Below are 18123 nucleotides of genomic sequence, written 5' to 3'. Positions count from 1 at the left end.
CAATGGTCTAGACAGTAATCCAACTGATGTCTTAAGAATAAAGCCGGATGATGAAGAGACAACTAATTTATCGAACCCAGCAGTTATTTTTGGCCTTTGTGCCGATATTTTAATATTTTCTTAATAAACACTTTGTACGATATCGCTTTTTCAGAAACAGACATGAGCTAAATGAAACTGTACCATTACCTTTCCGAAGCAATTGCAGCATTTCAACGAAAACCAAAAGAAGTATTCGCTATTATCTCTCTTAATAGTAAAGCCTATTTCGTTTTCCGTAGTAATCCTGATGCGAATACATCCACGATTATGCAAGCCCATGCAAAAATGGTTATCGGAAATGAGCTGAAAAATTCTGATTTAAACGATGTTGATGACGTCCGCAAGCAAAAACTTTATCATTTCATGATTAATGGTGGTGTCCCACAACAATTTCCACGACATTCTCAACACGCTGAAGAAAATCTCATTCGTAACTTCCCTAATATTTTAAAAAAATTTAAAGCAGAATTTCCAAACCAAAAAATTAATACTGTTGAAATTTTTTTAACGCACTCGCCTTGCTCAAGTAATGGACAAAAGAGGTACAGTGCGCAATGTTATACGAATAACTTCTTTCTTCCTCCTGGTTGTGACAAAAAGCTATCTGCATTTTTTAAAAAAGAAAATTATAAGTATTTTGATCAACAACTATTTAATAGAAAAGTGAAAGTTAGAATACATTATAACCACCAATTTGATCCCTCAATAGGCTATGATAATCACTTCATCAAAGAAGCAGATCCAATTCTTAAAAAGGTTCTATGCAGTGGATTTGATAACAGATTAAAGCATTAACAAGGGGGCCACACCTTTTTAAAAAGAAGCGTATTTCGCATTTCTTAGGCAATGCCCGGAAGCTGCCTAGGTTTGGTTTTTTACAACCGGCAACTCACTCCATCGTGTAGTGTATGCAGGCGATTTAAGTTCCGAACGCATAGCCCAATGCCGGCTACATCCTTCAGCAGCCAATCGAATTGTTTCGTGTCCATATCGATTATTAATTGAATCAAAAACTTTCATCAAATTCTCTTTTCTTGCTAAATCACTACTCGATGGCTGGTTAAACATATCCATTTGTCTTGGATTTTTAGGGGAAAGCCTCTCAAGACAGACACCCACTTTCTTGTAAAGGTATCCCTTTTTAAATAAATTTTTTAAACATAATTTCGCAATTTTAGTAATAATAATTAGATCATCAGTTGGATTAATCAGTTTAAATTGCATACCGCGGCAGTATTGCGCTAAGTCCTCGCGAAAACGATTAGTTTGTACAAAAACATACACGTATTGCGTTACCAAATTTTGGCGCCTCAATTTTTCACATGCCCTAGCACAATAAGAACTAATCGCTTGGGCAATAGATTCATAATCGGTTTGCATCTGGCCAAATGATTTCGAAGACATAATCGATTGCCGTGCCTCAACCTCTGCTAGCCCATGGCAAGCGATTCCGCGTAATTCCATGGCAATTCTCATCATGACAACACTCCATTGCTTTCTTAGCCAATGAGGATTTGAGTTTGCCAAATCAAAAGCGGTATAAATCCCTTGTCGCATTAATTTTCCCGCTAATTGCCGCCCTACGCCCCAAATATCCCCTACTTCAATTCGTTCTAACCACTGGCGTTGGTGCGTTATGTTAAATACGGGAATTTTTAATTCTTTTTTGCACACATGATTGGCAACCTTAGCCAAAGTCTTTGTAGGCCCAATACCAATTGAAGTGGGAATGCCTGTTTCTTTTAAAATTTTTTTTTGTAATTTCGAGCAAAAATAATCATGCTGTTCTTTAGGGAGCGAAGACAAATCTAAGAACGCTTCATCAATGGAATAGATTTCAACATCCGTCCAATTTTCCTGGATTACAGACATTACCCGATGAGAGATATCACCATATAAAGTGTAATTTGAAGAAAAAATATGCACCTTATGCGCTTTACAAAGCGCTTTGATCTCAAAAAGAGGGCAACCCATTTTTATTCCTAACGCTTTGGCTTCATTTGAACGCGCAATCACACAGCCATCATTATTGGATAAAACGACAATGGGTTTATCTCGTAAATCAGGACGAAATAAGCGCTCGCAGCTGGCATAAAAATTATTGCAATCAATTAGGGCAAACATAGTTCACCCAAACGTATGGATTACGTGTTTTACGACTCCCCAAATCACCAAATCTTGCTCATCAGTGATATCAATAGCCGGATATTTATTATTTGCAGGTAAAAGCTTTACACAACCCTTTAATTTATAAAGTCGTTTAACAGTAAGCTCTCCATTAACAGCAGCAATGACAATTTTTCCGTGGGTTGCTTCAAGGCTGCGATCCACAATTAATAAATCTCCCGATTGAATACCGACATCGGTCATTGAATCACCCGATGCTTTCACGATGAAAGTGGCCGCCGGGTGATTGATGAGATATTCGTTTAAATCGAGAAAATCTTCGATGTAATCATCGGCAGGCGAAGGGAAACCTGCCCTTACCGAACTTGAATAAATAGGCAGCTTATGGATGGTTTTATTTGAGGGTTCTAAAAAATACAATACTTCCTGTATCCGAGAAATAGGTACACGTAATGATTTTGTTGGCTCGCCATATTTTCCTTGCCCTTTAGGCCTTCCTGCTCCGGGTCTTTTTCCACCATGTTTATTTGTTATCATTTGTTCATTTTGATTTATGAATCATTAATCAAAATATTAGAAGTAAAAACCATCTCTGTAAATCAAAAAATAAGCATAATGGATAAAAGTAAATACAACTCATTGGTTATAAAAAGAAATATTTTAAAAATAAATTTAATCGAAACCTTAACCCTGAATGGCGTGACCTGTATGAATAAATTTGCCGATGATTCAGATCGAATGGATGCCGCGGGACGTCGGAGAACAGAGCTAGACTGGGTTTTCACAGATGTGTAGATTCAAGGGCAGCCGCAGCACGTGGGCGGTAAGTGAATTGTCAACAGCCCCTAACTGATAAGAGAAAAATAAAATTCGTCGAAGATGTAAAACCAACCAAAAACCAGTCCTTCCGAAGCATTACAAACTAAAATTGGTTTAATGATATAGAATTAAGTTGTAAGAATTTAAGTGGCTAAAGGAGAAAGAGATGCTTGAAGAAGCCCGTAGAATTCACAAACAATTTCAGGGATTTCTTGAATACTCCAACTCGATGGCCTCTCTTTGGTTACAATACACCAACAAAACCATTGAACAAGCGAACAATGTAACCCAAGCTTTAATCAACTTCCAGCAGACACTGATTAATCCCTATCCCTCAATGTTAGATGATGCTGCTGAGTACATCACTGATTTTATCCAACGATTCCTTTTGTTTGAAGATGTGATGAGAAAACGAGGCAATCAATATCTTAAGCATGAACAAGATGGGCAACCCCCTGTGCTCATTTTTTCCTACAAAATGCTTATGGACGGCAGGACATTTGATAGACCAGTTAACTATGCTTTAGTTGAAATTGTTCCTCCTGAATCGATTCAAATCGATCCCACTAAAAGACCTTATGTGATTGTAGACCCACGCGCAGGCCATGGCGCCGGAATTAGCGGTTTTAAAGATGAGTCACAAGTAGGAGTCGCGTTACGCTCAGGACATCCGGTGTATGTTGTTATTTTTTTTCCTATTCCTGAACCAGAACAAACCTTGATGGATGTAACCGCTGCTCATGAAAAATTTTTAAATGAAGTGGCACTGCGTCATCCCCAAAGCCCCAAGCCTTGTGTGATTGGAAATTGCCAAGGAGGCTGGGCGGTGTTAACCCTAATAGCTGCTCATCAGGATATCGCAGGAGTTGCCGTAGTGAATGGTGCCCCATTGTCCTATTGGGAAGGTGAAAACGGAAAAAATCCTATGCGTTATATTGGTGGAATTTTCGGTGGAAGCTGGATTGCCCAACTGGCTGGTGATTTAGGAAACGGCAAATTCGATGGTGCGAATCTCGTCATGAATTTTGAAATGGCCAATCCAAAAGTGACTTATTGGCAGAAATATTATAATTTATTTGCCAATATCGATAATGAAGAAACTCGTTTCTTGAATTTTGAACGTTGGTGGGGAGGGTTCTCTTTATTAAACGCAAATGAAATGCGGGGAATTGTCGATAACCTTTTTATTGGTAATAAAATTGTGCATAGCAAAATTCCTTTGGGTGAATCCGGCAGTAATTTGGATTTGCGTGATATTACCATCCCAGTCATTGTTTTTTGTTCAGCAGGAGACACCATCACACCACCACAACAAGCTTTAAATTGGATAGCAGATCTTTATTCAAATACCTTAGAAATAAAATTAGAAGGCCAAGTTATCGTTTACCTAATTCATGAAAATGTTGGCCATTTAGGTATTTTTGTATCAAGCGAAGTGGCCAAAAAGGAACATAGCCATATTGTCGATTTATTAAATTATATTGAACATTTGGCACCAGGATTATATGAATTAAAACTGCATGAAATCAAAGGCGATCATGAGACACCAGTGCATTACCTAGCCCATGTTGAAGAACGATCCATTGCCGATATTCGTCACGAAAATCGAAAAAATGATACAGAAATTTTTAATCTGGTGAGAATGGTTTCTGAGTATAATGCTATGGGCTATGATTTTTTTATAAGCCCAATAATTCGGTATTTAAGTAATGAATATACAGCAGAATTAATTAGAAAATTACACCCTTTAAGACAAAACCAATATTTATTAAGCGATCTTAACCCACTCGTGTCCTCTTTGGGTCTAGCTGCATCTGTTGCTAGGCAAAATCGTGTAAAAATTTCTAAAACCAATCCTTTCCTGCTGCAACAATTGCATTTTGAAAAATTGATTAGTTCCCTCTGGGACTTCTCAACTACTATTCGTAATAATTTAGCCGAAATGATGTTTTATGCACTGTATGGCTATATACAGTTATGGGTACATTTTGATCCTAAAAGAGACATGATAGTTCATTATGTGGATCAAAATTATAGCGAAAAAATAACTCAATCGATTATTGCCCATACTCATGAAGGAGGGATTCCTGAAGCAATATTTCGTATATTACTTCTATTAGTTAAAGCACAAGGGTATTTTATTGTCGCAAATTTTCCTCATGTATTTAAAAAAATACGTGATAGTATTGCCTTGAACCACTTAGAAGTGAGTGAATTAAAACAAATCGTCCATGCACAAACAATCATGATCGAATACGACCCAGAGTTGGCCCTTAATACGCTACCCCATTTATTAAAAAGTCGGGAGGAGTGCACCATCGTCCTTGGAGTGATCGAAGATATTTTAAACTCATTAAAAATAAGGCCTTCAGAAAAATATATCGAAAAATTTCAAAAAATTAAGGGATTATTGGAAGAAAAATTCAAGGGCAATACGCTAGAGGAATAGATCTATAAATTCAGCTTTTCTCTATTCAGGGAAACATTATTCTTAATTAGTTTTCAAAATTTCTACAACAAAAATAAGTTAACTTATGAGATGACATTAATTCTTAAATATACACCGTTTGTGATTAGATTTTTATTTCGCCTTTGAAATCTAGCTTGATTGATATAACCCACATCAAACGAAGTGGATTTTGAAATGTGTTTTTCTATGCCAGTAAAGAAGCGATTTTGAGAAAAGAACTTATTACTTACCCAGGACGGGTGATTTAAATTAAGGAAAAACTCATCGAAAGTTATAAATGAGTATTTTTTATTCTGAAAAGGGATTCTGAGGGTAAATTGATCTCGAAAACGTATTGCCCATTGAGGGTATAAAGTATTTTTTCGTTCTTCTAAACGAGTACGATTGTTCAATTTAAAGGATTTAGATTTGTACATGTCCCAAAGAAATTGCTGCCACACTACATTTTCATGGGACTCAGTTCCTTGAATATCCTCAGATAAGAAATAAGCAGCACCAACATAAGGTGCAAAATTTGGCGTGATTTGGTATCCCGCACCATAGAAAACGTGAGCTTCATCCAACCCATATCGATCATCGATGACGACTAATCTTGGTTGCAAATAATACTTCCATTTTTCATGTTTTTTTAAAAATGAACCGATAAAAGTTCCATCGAACCAGAGATTTGCATAATGTTGCGTATGTGAAAAAGCTGGGATGCAAAGCAAAAGGAAAAATAATGAATATAAAATCCTTTTTATTGTTACATTCTTCACTTTGTAATCCTTTGGAATATAATGCCGACGTAGAATTTAAAAAATTAGGGCGTCAACTATTTATTCTCCCACAAAAAACACGCGGAGTTAAATTCCCTAATGCGTACATAATCAACTCATAGTCAATTTGGCTGGGGATTCCCCCTATTTTATTGGATTACCTTGTTGTCTTCGTTAGACATTGTTTTCCTGATTGTGAATATTTTCAACAACCCATTTTTGGGTATGAGTAGTAGGCATTCTGGAAAATACAGCATAGCTAAACACCAAAAAACTGAAAAGTAACAAATAAACTAAATCCCAATAAGGAGGCAGGACATGTTTCCCACCATAATTACCAAGATAAGAGAACGTGCTAAGACCTAAAAGATACAATATAAACCAAAGTGCTCGTTTCCCATCAAGTCCCTGATGTATTTTTTTTATCAAGCAATAAAGAAAACAACACATCAGCCCTAAAAGAGTGATCACCAATAGCTTTCGCACGCTGTGGAAACCCGCCCAATAAACTCCGACCGTGCAAACATAAAATCCGATAAAAGCAATCAGGTTACCACCTTTCACGCGAAAAGGCCGTTTATAGTTTGGTAATTGCTTTCGTAAGCAAACAAGTCCGATGGGGCCTGTGGTATAACTCACCATTAATATTGCTACAAGAAACGCTGACATTTCCTGCCATCCATGCAACACAAGCGACATTATGGCAGCGAGTATGAAGTTTACTCCCAAACTAACCCAGGGCACTTGGTACTTATTGCGTTTGGCAAGGACAGGGGATGTATGAACAACTGAGCCCATGCTGCTTAGCATATGGGCTGCAGTCGTTGAATAAACTAACCCAGTTGAATAAGGCGATATAAACGCATCAACATACAATAAAACGCTCAGCCAGAGTATCCCAGCCAGTGCGGCCAACGCTGCAAATGGTCCTGCGTCACCAGTAAACGATAAATTCACCCACCCCTTTTCAAGTGCTTGTTCGCCAACACTACTAATAAAGGACCATTGTAATCCTGTATAAAGTAATGTCGTGAACAATAATGAGCCACCCAAAATCAGAGGAATGTATTGTCCTGGTTTTTGCATTTCACCCATCATGATAATCACTTGCCTAAATCCCAATAAGGAAAAAAGTACACCTCCACTTGACATTGCAGCCATAACCCCTTGCCAACCATAGGGCATGAAACCACCGTATTGAAAAAAATTATTTTTGTGATAACTCATGGTTAGTAAGCTTGCGATGGTGAGAGCAGGGATTATCATCTTCCAAACAGTAAACGCTGCATTAATGCGGGCAAATAAACCAATACCGAAATAATTGAATAAAACAAAACTCATTAATACAACTAAGGATAGTACATAACCTAACGGAGTATTCTTATAGTAAACACCGTAATGAGTGACTAGGCCTGGAATATAATTGCTGGCGTATTGAATGACGCCTTGGGTCTCAATGACCGGTAAGATAGCCAAGGAAAACCAGGTCATGCTGCTTATAATCATGCTGGTTAGGCGTCCATGTGTATATAACGGCAAGTAAGCAAGACTATCGGACTGCGGAAACATCATACCTAATTCAGCGTAAGACAAAGCAACAAACAAAAGTAAAAAACCTGCTAGTGGCCAGGCTATAATGGCTGCAGGGCCAGCAAAATGAGCCGAATATAATGAACCAAATAACCAACCTGAACCGACCATGCTAGTTATTGAAATCCAAAGTAAACTCAAAGCACTTAAATTTTTATTCATTTGTTTTTTTGTATGTCCTTATTTTTTGATGCAAGGTGAACAATTAGACCAGGTAACCGAAGCACAACGTGTCTAGGATGATGTGTTGATTCGCTGCCAAAGTTTATAAACCTCAATCCCATCTGGATCCGGATGATGAACCATAGGCATATTACGTTCTTGCCAGGGTTTGGCGAATTCTCCGTAGAAATTATCCAGAGTAAAATATTTGCGATGATCTTCGTAATATTTCTTGTATTCGTCTCTTGTGGTTATAAAGGTCACCTTCAAGGGACTGCAATAATACATTGCCGCTAAACACATCGGGCAAGGATGAGCTAGGATAAAAAACTCACAATCTGTTAAATGCTCTGATTTTAACTTTGCGGTTGCTTCCCGTATCGCAACAATTTCCGCATGCGCTGTAGGATCTTTGGTTTGTGCAACCTGGTTAGTAGCTTCAGCAATGATTGTATTATTTTTAGTAATAATACAGGCAAAAGGACGGCCTCCTTGCTTAACATTCTCTATTGCCAATTCAATTGTTCGTTTAATGAACTCGGTCATAGCTATCTCCTTAACCAAATTAAAATCCATTTTTGCAAAAGAATATCTGCTAACAGTATGGCCTATCACAACATAGATTAATGCAATGAATTAAAGATAACTACCTATTAATGATGGCTAGCTATCCTTTTGGATTCAAAAAGCCGGGCTCATGTCCATTACTCCTGGCTTCATCAAGCTTAAGGCAGCTCATCGAATCGCTTCAAATTGATTACTTTATCTTCCCAAGACGAACGGCTTGCATAGAAAATATGAGCTGTTGGCTCCAGGGAAATATCATCATCGAGTGTTCCTGCCGGTAAAACTACTTTGCCTTTCCCATCTTGCCTAGGAAGCGGGCAGCCACAAATCTTGCAGAATGCACGTTCTTTTCTTGTATTTTCCAACTTGAAATAGGCGATATTCTCTTCGCCCTGCTCCCACAATAATTGAGCATCATTAAAGAAAACGTTAGCGCCATGCGCTGTGCCAGTTTCTTTTCGACATCGGCTACAATGACATAAATACATTGCTTTTGGCTTTTGCCCTGTAGCGATGACATAACGGCAAGCGCCACATAAACACCCACCTTGGTATCGATTCATTTGAGACTACTCCTATTTGACTTAGATCCGCAGCATTCATTGCCTTATTCTAAAAATGCACAGTTTTCGGGAGAAGGGGCGTGGCATTCAGCCAATGTCCCATGATTTATCCAATGCCAATAAGGGCTCTCTTTAGGTCTCCATGCATCATGGGCGAGAATAACTTTATTAGTGATAGGATCACCATGGTAGAAACAATGGCCGTTCTCTAAATAGGCTTTATCCCATTTCGCTGCAACAAATACCTTCACTCCCTTGATAAATTGTAAAGTATCAATTTGCCTAGCCAGTTCTTCACCATCAATGTAGAGGGGAAGCCAATCATGGAATAGCCCCTTTTTAATTTCTCCTACTGAGGGACAAACAAGGCTATTCGGCTGGGAATAAGCCCTGGAAATGAAAAACAAACACAACATTATTCTTATTATCATCGTGGAAGATCCTTTTTGGGTTGGTATGCTTGCGGCCACAGGTTAACATTCCTAAACTTGAAATAGCAAGATCGAGCCAAACTTGGTAACAGCATTTAAGATATACAAGCGATTACTTCTGCATTTCATCAATAGGAATATATTGTGACCTTTAAACAAAACTGGGAAAAAGCGGGTTTAGGGCACCATTTGCCAGATGAAACACTTGAGGCTATGGTAGAGCTTGCTTTTCCTGGGAGAACGATTCAATCCAAGCACTCTATCTCAGAGGGCTGTGCCAATTTAAATTACGTCATTGAAATTGCGCAAATTAAAGGGCCCTTTATTTTACGTATTTATTTAAGAGATCAAAAAGCTGCTTATCGCGAACAAAAACTGGGGCAATTGCTAAAGCAAATTGTCCCTATTCCGCAAATTCATTTTATAAGCAATTATGAATCTTATCGTTTTGCGATTGCTGAATACTTACCAGGAATATCATTGAGGGATTTACTTTTAGGTAACCGTTCCCAAAATTTCGGTGCGCTTCTAGTTGATACAGGGCTAATGCTCACAAAAATTCGTAGCTATGTTTTTGAGGAAGCTGGCTTTTTTGATGAAGATTTAAAAATAACCCGATCTATCTCGCAACAAGGGTATTCAGAGTATGGGCAACAGTGCTTAAGGGAGCCCGTTGTTGAGCAAATCTTCTCACCACATGTCCTTGGTAAGATGGGTTATTTTTTAAAAAAGTACCAAGCATTCTTTCCTGATGAACAAGAAACCCATTTAGTTCACGCCGATTTTGATCCAGCCAATATTCTAGTTGTCGAGACGGATAAAGAATGGCAAATTTCGGGCATTTTAGATTGGGAGTTTTCTTTTTCAGGTTCTTCTCTATGTGATATAGCGAATATGCTTCGTTACGCCCATCAAATGCCGGCCTGGTTTGAACGTGGTTTTTTACAAGGATTAAAAAAAGGAGGATATCGGCTTCCTGAACATTGGCGTATATCGGTTCACTTGCTTAATTTACTCTCTTTGCTCGATTGCCTTATACGAAGTTGTGGTAAACGTCCCAATCAACGCAAGGATATCTGCGCCCTGCTTGGGAACATTTTAACCGAATTAAGCCGCTTTGCAGAGATTGAAAAAAATGGATAAAGCCGTTAGACCACTGTTTCTCACGAACAATTACAAGCTTTCAAAGCCACAACCGAGTGTCTTTTAAATCAGCAAGTATGGCAATGGATTGATTAATCACTTCAGGGCAGTCGCCCCAGCCAATGACCGGCTATCAATTGCTTGTAGTGTTTTAAAAGCGGTGATTGGGAAAATCATATAACAATGACTAAACTTAATTTGATAGCGTGCTCAACAAGGAGTGTTATGGTGAAACTAATCAACGCTTTCGTTATTGCAATTATTTATTTCGGATCTACCCAAAGTTTTGCTGCTAAAAAAATATTAACATTAGGCCCGCCTCCAAGGGGACTGGAGTGCCAAGAAATATATGAAACAGCTGCTCAACCCAAGTCAACAAAAGAAATTTTCGCTACAACGCAATCGATATGTGCAAGGAAAGGCGGATTAAATGTGTTGAGTGAATCATACGGTGATCCAAAAGAACCTCAAGGGGTAATCTTATCTTGTGTTGGGGACACTCCTGATAGAGTCATTTTTGCTTGCTATTTTCCGGCAAATTGATGAAATTTATCCTCTTACTGTTTATTTTTATTACATATCATTAAATTGCTCTGCTTTGGCTAGCAGCTATCGGCCCTACAGTTCCTATCCAATCTTTAATATAAAAGCACATTATTCTTAATTTTTATAAATATTGATAAAAACATTTGCATTGTACTCAAGATTTAGATTATTCTGGAAGGGACTCACAAGTATAAGGAGATCATGATGGGTAAAAGTGCTACAGATACTCGTGCAGTAATCAATGGAGATAAAAAAGGAAAACAGCCTGCTTCTAATCATGGAGCGCCACTTTTTTTTAATCAAAGGCCAATTTCCCCAACTTCAGAAACAGCGGGAACACAACAGCCCGTTCAACAAATCCACTTAGAAACTAATACTGAGTTTTTACTCGCTGCAATTTTAGAAGAATTAAAAACGCGTAACATGCTTGACCTCATGAAACTAAAACTTAAACAGGCTAAAGAGCAAGAGGAGTTGCAGACATCCGAAGAAAAACAAGCAGAAGATGCAGCACGGTTTGAGGAAATCCGACCTTCGATGTATACCTGATTTATATCCGCTAAAAACCAATTAACAGCTGGCTGTTAATTGGTTTTTTAATAGCATACCGAACCAATTTATTGATATTTCCTTTACATAAAGTCAAAAATCCTCGAATTATCCGCGCGAAATTAGAGTTGTATCGCCTCTTCTAATAATTGTTTAAAGCCTGTAACAATTTTATCCGCGTGTGATAACTGGTGTTTTTCATACGTGGTCAGTAACCCTATGACGCACATTCCTGCCTCTTTAGCCGCTTTTACCCCATGAGGTGCATCTTCAATTGCCAAGCAGCGATTTGGAGAAATATTTAATCGCTGAGCCGTCAATAAATATCCCTCAGGTGAAGGTTTGCCCAACTTCACATCTTCTGAAGTCACAATCGTATTAAAATAGGATTGCAATTTCCCTTCTCTTACCCTGGAAAGAACGGCGGTAATTTCGCTTTTAGTAGAACCACTGCAAATTGCTACCTGCTTTACTTGAGAAACGATTTGAAAGAGGAATTGTTCAAAATCAGCAACTAAAGGTAATTGATCCCGGTTGCTGATCATATTCATGTAGGCTGCAACTTTTTTGTGAATTAAACCATTCATTTCTTCCGCTGAAAAAGAATAATTCTTACTCTGCATAAGCTTAGGGAACATATCTTTATCAGATAGGCCGAGGTATTTTTCAACGTATTCCTTATAGGTTAAAGTAACTCCTAATGGCGCTAACACGTGGCAACATGCTTCATAATGAAGTGGCTCACTATCTAGGATTACCCCATCAAAGTCAAAAATGATTGCATCAAACATAGGCCTAATGATCCGTATTCATTAATTAAACCCGCATAATATAACCAATCGTTCTGCTCAAGCTCCACCTCTTTACATCAAAAAAAAAATTATTTTTATATTGAGATTGACCCTAACGTTGCGTGATAGTTTAAAATCGCGGAAGAAGGAGATGTTGTATGAAGTATTATCAAATTAAAGAAATCAGCCAAATGACCTCACTTTCTATTCGGTCACTACACTATTATGAGGAAGTGGGTTTGTTAAGACCTTTGAGGCATCCTGATTCTGGTTATCGCCTATACTCGGAAGATGATTTACTTATTTTGCAGCAAATTATTACTTTAAAATTTCTTGGATTTCCTTTATCTATTATCAAAGAAATAATCAGAAATCCGAGTTTTAATTTAGCAGAGTCAATGGGCATTCAAGCTCGAGAATTAGGCGAGAAAGCTGTTAAAATTAATGAAGCCGCTTCCTTATTAACTTATATTGCCAGTCAACTGGAAATGAACGAACATGTTAATTGGAAAAGTACCGCAAAAATCATTGAAATACTGGAGCTAAATACTATGAGCGATACTGTATTAAAAAAATATCAATTAGTTAACAAATCAGAATTAGGTAAAAAATCGGATTACGATGCAATCTACAATCCCAATCGACTCTATCCTATACACAGGGCAGGTAAACGCCAAGAAATCGGCATTGACCCTGCCAATCTGCCTTTTGTTGGTTTCGATTGCTGGAATCATTATGAAGTTTCCTGGCTCAATGAGAAAGGTAAACCAATGGTTGGAATTGGCGAAATTTTTTATGATTGTAATTCGCCAAAACTCATCGAGTCCAAATCGATGAAGCTTTATTTTAATTCCTTTAATAATACCAAAATTAAAAACATTGAAGTGCTAGAAAACACAATAAAAAAAGATTTAGAAGAGCGGGTTGAAGCACCCGTTTTTGTTAAAATTTACCCTCTAGAACAAGCAAAAAAATTCACTGTATCACCAACATTTACAGGCGAATGCATTGATTATCTCGATGTCGAATGTTCTGTTTATTTTGTTGAACCATCGTTTTTGAGTGTGCATGATCTTGTAGTAGAAGAAGTTTTATACTCTGACTTACTAAAATCAAATTGCTTAGTTACCAATCAACCGGATTGGGGGAGCATACAAATTGCTTATAAAGGAAAAAAAATTAATCGAGAAGGCTTATTGAAATACCTTATTTCCTTTAGAAATCATAATGAATTTCATGAACAATGCATAGAACGAATTTTCGCGGATATTATGAATTGCTGCAAACCTGAGAGCTTAACTGTATATGGTCGTTATACAAGACGTGGTGGATTAGATATTAATCCTTATCGAACGACGGAAGCTGCTGCCTTTGATGGGAAAAATAGTCGATTAGTTCGTCAATGACACAGAATAGATAATATTTACAGGACCACCCCTTCTAAAGGGGCTTCCTAGTTTATGTAAAAGCTTTTTGCTGGTTATTTATTACTCCATTAAAAATAAGGATAAATTCTATAAAAAAACGATCTATACTGATAGTTAACCGGAAATCTTCTTGCCTTTTTATGCCTATTGCAGACGAAAACGCGCCTAAAAACGACACGAAAGAGTTATTTCTTTGTTTAACAGATAAATCAATTCGTTTTGAAAAAATAGATGAGTCCGTTTGTGTATTTAATCGAGAGAATTATAGATATTCTTCAAACAATCAAGCTGAATCAAAAAATCCTCTTTTGGCAGCAGAATTCGCTGTTTTTTCCGGAAATTTACTTCGATTGATCCTTGGTAATTTTCAACCAGAATATTATCTTGCAATCAATTCAAAAGATAGAAAAATCTATAGGATTGGTACAGAAGTAGCCAATTATAAAGATTGGTGCGAAGTGGTTCATGTAGATAACTCTCGTGAAGGTTCTTTATTTTTACGTTGGGATACAGAGGATGAACAGGACATCTTAAACTTAAACATACGGGGTCTGACAGCCATACTGGTCGCCTGCTATTTTCTTGGGGAAGCAGATTGGGCTGACAATAATTTTGGTTTTGTAAAGGTGGAAGACGGCTTTATTGTTGTGAGACTTGATCCTGGTTACAGCTTTAATTCATCCATTATTAATAATTGCACAGTTAATCTAGAGCATTTAATGGGTAACCTGCTTCTCAATTTTATCGCCAAAGAAACCAGTGGTGAAAACTCTGAATGTCAGTATCTGTCCGATATTATTGATTATGAGCGGGAAGAGGTTAGAAATTCTGCAGCTAAGATCATGTTTTCCAACAAATCTGAAATAATATCCACAGTGAAAAGAATAGTTGATATTGACGCAGAGGACTTACATCAAATAAAAGAGAGATCTTTTGTTAAAAACCATTATGGTTTAGCGGATAAATTAATAAATAAATTAATTCAAAGGCAATATTTATTTAAACAATTTCTTAATCGGCTTGAAGAAGAGCTTCCTAAGCTTGATGAAGGAAAATTAATCCAAAATATTCCTCACGTAGAGAATACTCTGGATACTACTAACCCTTCTAACCAAACATCATTTAAATTTTTTCCTACTGAGACAAAACAGGATTCGCATAAAAGAAGAGACGATGCTGCGTCCCTAAGTGGTGTTGCCCACTCGAAGAAATCCAGAATCTAATGGTTGGTTTGCATAACTTGCTATTTGTTCAATGGCTCAAGAAAACCCTGCTGATTATTTGTGAAAAGAATAATATGGTAAAGTAAGCTCGATATGAATCCCTAATCGTTAAACCCACTTGAGGTTGTGAATGGTATCAACAATGACATTTCAGCTCTCTTTTGAAGAGAATCCTCATCCAGATGATATTCAGGCTCTGAGTCATGGCATCATGGACCATGCCCAGAAAAAGAAAGGGTTTAATCCTTTGGAGTTTTTTGCATTCTTTATCCGCGATTCAAGCAATGCTGTTGTTGGAGGATGTAACGGATGTACACTCTACGGCTGTCTTTTTATCGATCAGCTTTGGGTGAGCAATTCATTAAGAAACCAAGGCCGAGGTACCCAATTGATGAGGGCAGCCCTGAGCTATGGGGAAAAGAAGGGCTGCACTTTTGCCACTGTCAATACTATGGATTGGGAAGCACTCGGCTTTTATCAAAAGTTAGGGTTTAAGATTGAGTTTGAAAGACACGGTTTTCAGAAAAATTCTGTTTTTTATTTTTTGCGCAAAGAATTTTTGGAAACATCAACCCAACAAGATCAAATAAACATACGTCCACTCGCTGAAAAGGATATTATGCATTTAGTTGATGAATTCGCCCGTCACCTTTGGCCTAAGCCACGATCAACATTTGACCTGTATTGGCATGAGCAAGCTAAAAATGAGCGGTGCATATGGCTTGCTTTCTACAACAAACAACTTGCAGGCTACGTGACCTTACGATGGCATTCCGATTACCAACCTTTCAGAGATAATCATATTCCTGAAATCATGGACTTGAATGTTTTACCACCGTACCGTAATAAGGGAATTGGCTCACAATTATTGGCCATCGCCGAAAAGGAAGCAGCTTCTCGTTGTGATGTGGTTGGTTTAGGTGTCGGTTTGTATCGGGATTATGGCGCTGCACAAAAACTGTATATCAAAAGAGGGTATACTCCTGATGGGAGGGGTTTAACCTATCAGTATAGGCCGATTAACCCAGGAGACAATGCACCGGTTGATGATGATTTAATCTTATGGTTTACAAAACAAGTTAACTTGTACATATAAGGATAATTTTGAGTCATGATGCCTGAAATTGTTATTCGCAATGCATTACTGAGGGATATTCCTCATTTTCTACCCCTGATGGAGCAATTGGGTTATCCACAATCGCTTGAAGGTTTGCAAAAGCGGTTTGAAGTATTCGCAACGCAACCTGATTACGGCGTTCTTCTAGCAGAAGCGACAACCCAAGTGCTCGGGTGGATTGCATGGTCTAAGAGCCCTCTTTTTATTTCTGATATAACACGAATTCATATTGAAGGACTGGTAGTCGATAGAAATTTTCGCGGCCAGGGAATTGGTAAAAAGCTAATGGCTGAAGTTGAAAAATTCGCTGCGCAATTTAGTCCTTGCATCATTGATCTTACATCTGGATTAAAACGTGCCAAAGATGGTACCCACGAATTTTATAAATCCCTTGGGTATCAAAATGAAGGGGCTATGGCAAAATTATATTTAAGGAAAGTGTTGTGAAGATGAAAAAATTATAAGCACCGATCGTTTAATATTGAAGTGGGGAACACTACCCCAATAATTAGATACAACAACCGGAGTGAAAATTGAGTAGACAACGAGTAGTGATTACAGGCATTGGGATGGTTACACCACTTGGTCTGACTGTAGAAGAAACTTGGAATAACATTTTGACAGGCAAAAGCGGTGTGCAAAAAATTGTAGAGTTTGATGTCGCTGATTACTCTACCCAAATATGGGCAAAGGTTAAAAACTTTAACAGCGATAATTACATACCCGCCAAAGACGCCCGCAAAATGGATTTGTTTACCCAGTATGGCATGGCTGCTGCAGAAGAAGCCATGCGTGACTCAGGACTTAAGATAAACGAGCCCTTATCATTGCGTGCGGGGGTTGCTGTTGGTTCAGGAATTGGCGGTATCGATACGATTACCTCTAATTTTGAAAAATTACAGCAAGGCGGTCCAAGGAAAGTTTCCCCATTTTTTATACCAGCAAGCATCATTAATATGGTTGCAGGCCAAATTTCGATTAAGCACCAGCTCAAAGGCCCGAATATCTCGGTTGTAACTGCATGCACTACCGGCGCACATAATATAGGTCTCGGCGCACGCTTAATTGCTAGCGGGGATGCCGACATCATGGTGTGTGGTGGTGCAGAAATGACATGCACCCCCCTCTGTTTGGCTGGATTTTCGGCGGTAAGAGCCTTGTCAAAGCGCAATGAAGAACCTGAAAAGGCATCCCGTCCATGGGATAAAGATCGGGATGGCTTTGTGATGGGAGAAGGTGCCGGCATTCTTATTCTCGAATCTTATGACCATGCCAAAGCACGGGGCGCTAAAATCTATGCAGAATTAGTAGGGTTTGGAATGTCAGGTGATGCTTTCCATATCACCGCTCCTGATGAAGATGCTGGCGGCGCCTCGCGCTCTATGCTCAATGCCCTTCGGGATGCACAAATTGAACCTCATTTAGTCGATTATATTAATGCCCATGGAACTTCAACTTATTTAAATGACTTAAATGAGACCATTGCGGTCAAACGCATTTTCGGTGCACATGCGTACAATTTAGCAATGAGCTCAACTAAGTCGATGACAGGTCATTTAATAGGTGCAGCGGGAGCAGTGGAAGCTATTTTTTCAGTCTTAGCGATACGGGATCAGGTAGCGCCCCCGACTATTAACCTTGACAATCCCGATGAAGATTGTGATTTGAACTACGTTGCACACCAACCACAAGAAAGGCGAATTGAGTATGTTTTAAGTAATTCGCTAGGATTTGGCGGAACAAACGGAAGCTTGTTGTTTAAAAAGGTTTAACTGCTGTTCACCCATTTTGTCATCCC

At 38.3% G+C, this 18123-nt stretch carries 18 protein-coding genes and 1 pseudogene; 11 read left to right on the top strand and 8 right to left on the bottom strand.

All coding sequences use genetic code 11. From position 1 onward, the window contains the following. Positions 1-171 precede the first annotated feature (171 nt). Entirely contained in the window at positions 172-837 is a 666-nt protein-coding gene (locus LMI_RS03180; RefSeq protein WP_045098501.1) for a hypothetical protein, read from the top strand. A gap of 66 nt (positions 838-903) precedes the next feature. On the opposite strand, the gene LMI_RS03175 is transcribed toward LMI_RS03180, so the two are convergent. Together LMI_RS03175 and LMI_RS03170 are read right to left on the bottom strand one after the other, a co-directional pair. Further along, positions 904-2166, bottom strand: a complete 1263-nt coding sequence (locus tag LMI_RS03175) for a Y-family DNA polymerase (RefSeq protein ID WP_045098500.1) — start codon at positions 2164-2166, stop codon at positions 904-906. A gap of 3 nt (positions 2167-2169) precedes the next feature. Then, positions 2170-2706 carry a LexA family protein gene (locus LMI_RS03170; protein WP_045098499.1) on the bottom strand — a complete coding sequence of 179 codons (537 nt, stop codon included), beginning with the start codon at positions 2704-2706 and terminating at the stop codon, positions 2170-2172. Positions 2707-3154: 448 nt separating this feature from the next. Between LMI_RS03170 and LMI_RS03160 the strand changes: the two genes are divergently transcribed. After that, on the top strand, positions 3155-5437 hold the full coding sequence (locus tag LMI_RS03160) for a DUF3141 domain-containing protein (RefSeq protein ID WP_045098497.1): 2283 nt from the start codon (positions 3155-3157) through the stop codon (positions 5435-5437). Between the two features lie 83 nt (positions 5438-5520). Here the strand turns inward: LMI_RS03160 and LMI_RS03155 are convergent, their stop codons facing one another. From LMI_RS03155 to LMI_RS03135, 5 genes are all read right to left on the bottom strand, one after another. Continuing rightward, on the bottom strand, positions 5521-6216 hold the full coding sequence (locus tag LMI_RS03155; protein WP_052679432.1) for a DUF2490 domain-containing protein: 696 nt from the start codon (positions 6214-6216) through the stop codon (positions 5521-5523). 174 nt (positions 6217-6390) lie between these two features. Continuing rightward, positions 6391-7968 carry an APC family permease gene (locus tag LMI_RS03150; RefSeq protein ID WP_045098496.1) on the bottom strand — a complete coding sequence of 526 codons (1578 nt, stop codon included), beginning with the start codon at positions 7966-7968 and terminating at the stop codon, positions 6391-6393. Between the two features lie 72 nt (positions 7969-8040). Further along, positions 8041-8514, bottom strand: a complete 474-nt coding sequence (locus LMI_RS03145) for a nucleoside deaminase (protein ID WP_045098495.1) — start codon at positions 8512-8514, stop codon at positions 8041-8043. 179 nt (positions 8515-8693) lie between these two features. Next, positions 8694-9098, bottom strand: coding sequence for a GFA family protein (locus LMI_RS03140; RefSeq protein ID WP_045098494.1), 405 nt, complete (start codon positions 9096-9098; stop codon positions 8694-8696). Positions 9099-9142: 44 nt separating this feature from the next. Next, positions 9143-9529 (bottom strand): hypothetical protein, encoded by a 387-nt coding sequence (locus LMI_RS03135; protein ID WP_143001016.1) that lies wholly within the window; start codon positions 9527-9529, stop codon positions 9143-9145. A gap of 144 nt (positions 9530-9673) precedes the next feature. On the opposite strand from LMI_RS03135, the gene LMI_RS03130 reads away from it, so the two are divergent. The 3 genes from LMI_RS03130 to LMI_RS03120 all read left to right on the top strand — a co-directional run bounded on the left by LMI_RS03130 (position 9674) and on the right by LMI_RS03120 (position 11767). After that, on the top strand, positions 9674-10672 hold the full coding sequence (locus tag LMI_RS03130; RefSeq protein WP_045098492.1) for a phosphotransferase family protein: 999 nt from the start codon (positions 9674-9676) through the stop codon (positions 10670-10672). 225 nt (positions 10673-10897) lie between these two features. Next, a complete protein-coding gene (locus LMI_RS03125; protein WP_045098491.1) occupies positions 10898-11215 on the top strand; it encodes a hypothetical protein in 318 nt (105 codons plus the stop codon). A 204-nt stretch (positions 11216-11419) separates the two neighbouring features. Further along, on the top strand, positions 11420-11767 hold the full coding sequence (locus tag LMI_RS03120) for a hypothetical protein (protein WP_416419546.1): 348 nt from the start codon (positions 11420-11422) through the stop codon (positions 11765-11767). Positions 11768-11889: 122 nt separating this feature from the next. Here LMI_RS03120 and LMI_RS03115 read toward each other — a convergent pair whose 3' ends face one another. Further along, a complete protein-coding gene (locus LMI_RS03115) occupies positions 11890-12558 on the bottom strand; it encodes an HAD family hydrolase (RefSeq protein WP_045098489.1) in 669 nt (222 codons plus the stop codon). Positions 12559-12716: 158 nt separating this feature from the next. Between LMI_RS03115 and LMI_RS15755 the strand changes: the two are divergent. The 6 genes and pseudogenes from LMI_RS15755 to fabF form a co-directional block, all read left to right on the top strand. Further along, positions 12717-12869: pseudogene (locus LMI_RS15755) on the top strand (MerR family DNA-binding transcriptional regulator); the annotation flags it as partial. A 240-nt stretch (positions 12870-13109) separates the two neighbouring features. Next, complete coding sequence (queF, locus tag LMI_RS03110) at positions 13110-13964, top strand: NADPH-dependent 7-cyano-7-deazaguanine reductase QueF (protein ID WP_045100539.1); 855 nt, start codon at positions 13110-13112, stop codon at positions 13962-13964. Between the two features lie 161 nt (positions 13965-14125). Beyond that, positions 14126-15208: a hypothetical protein gene (locus LMI_RS03105; RefSeq protein ID WP_045098488.1), complete on the top strand. Its 1083-nt coding sequence runs from the start codon at positions 14126-14128 to the stop codon at positions 15206-15208. Positions 15209-15350: 142 nt separating this feature from the next. Then, on the top strand, positions 15351-16304 hold the full coding sequence (locus tag LMI_RS15195; RefSeq protein ID WP_082050774.1) for a GNAT family N-acetyltransferase: 954 nt from the start codon (positions 15351-15353) through the stop codon (positions 16302-16304). Positions 16305-16319: 15 nt separating this feature from the next. Further along, positions 16320-16772, top strand: coding sequence for a GNAT family N-acetyltransferase (locus LMI_RS03090; protein WP_102010532.1), 453 nt, complete (start codon positions 16320-16322; stop codon positions 16770-16772). A gap of 86 nt (positions 16773-16858) precedes the next feature. After that, positions 16859-18097: a beta-ketoacyl-ACP synthase II gene (fabF, locus tag LMI_RS03085; RefSeq protein WP_045098487.1), complete on the top strand. Its 1239-nt coding sequence runs from the start codon at positions 16859-16861 to the stop codon at positions 18095-18097. Positions 18098-18123 lie beyond the last annotated feature (26 nt).

The sequence above is a fragment of the Legionella micdadei genome (assembly GCF_000953635.1).
Classification (GTDB): domain Bacteria; phylum Pseudomonadota; class Gammaproteobacteria; order Legionellales; family Legionellaceae; genus Tatlockia; species Tatlockia micdadei.
The sequence above is the reverse complement of the archived record's forward strand: the minus strand, read 5'-3'. Positions and strand labels throughout refer to the sequence as shown.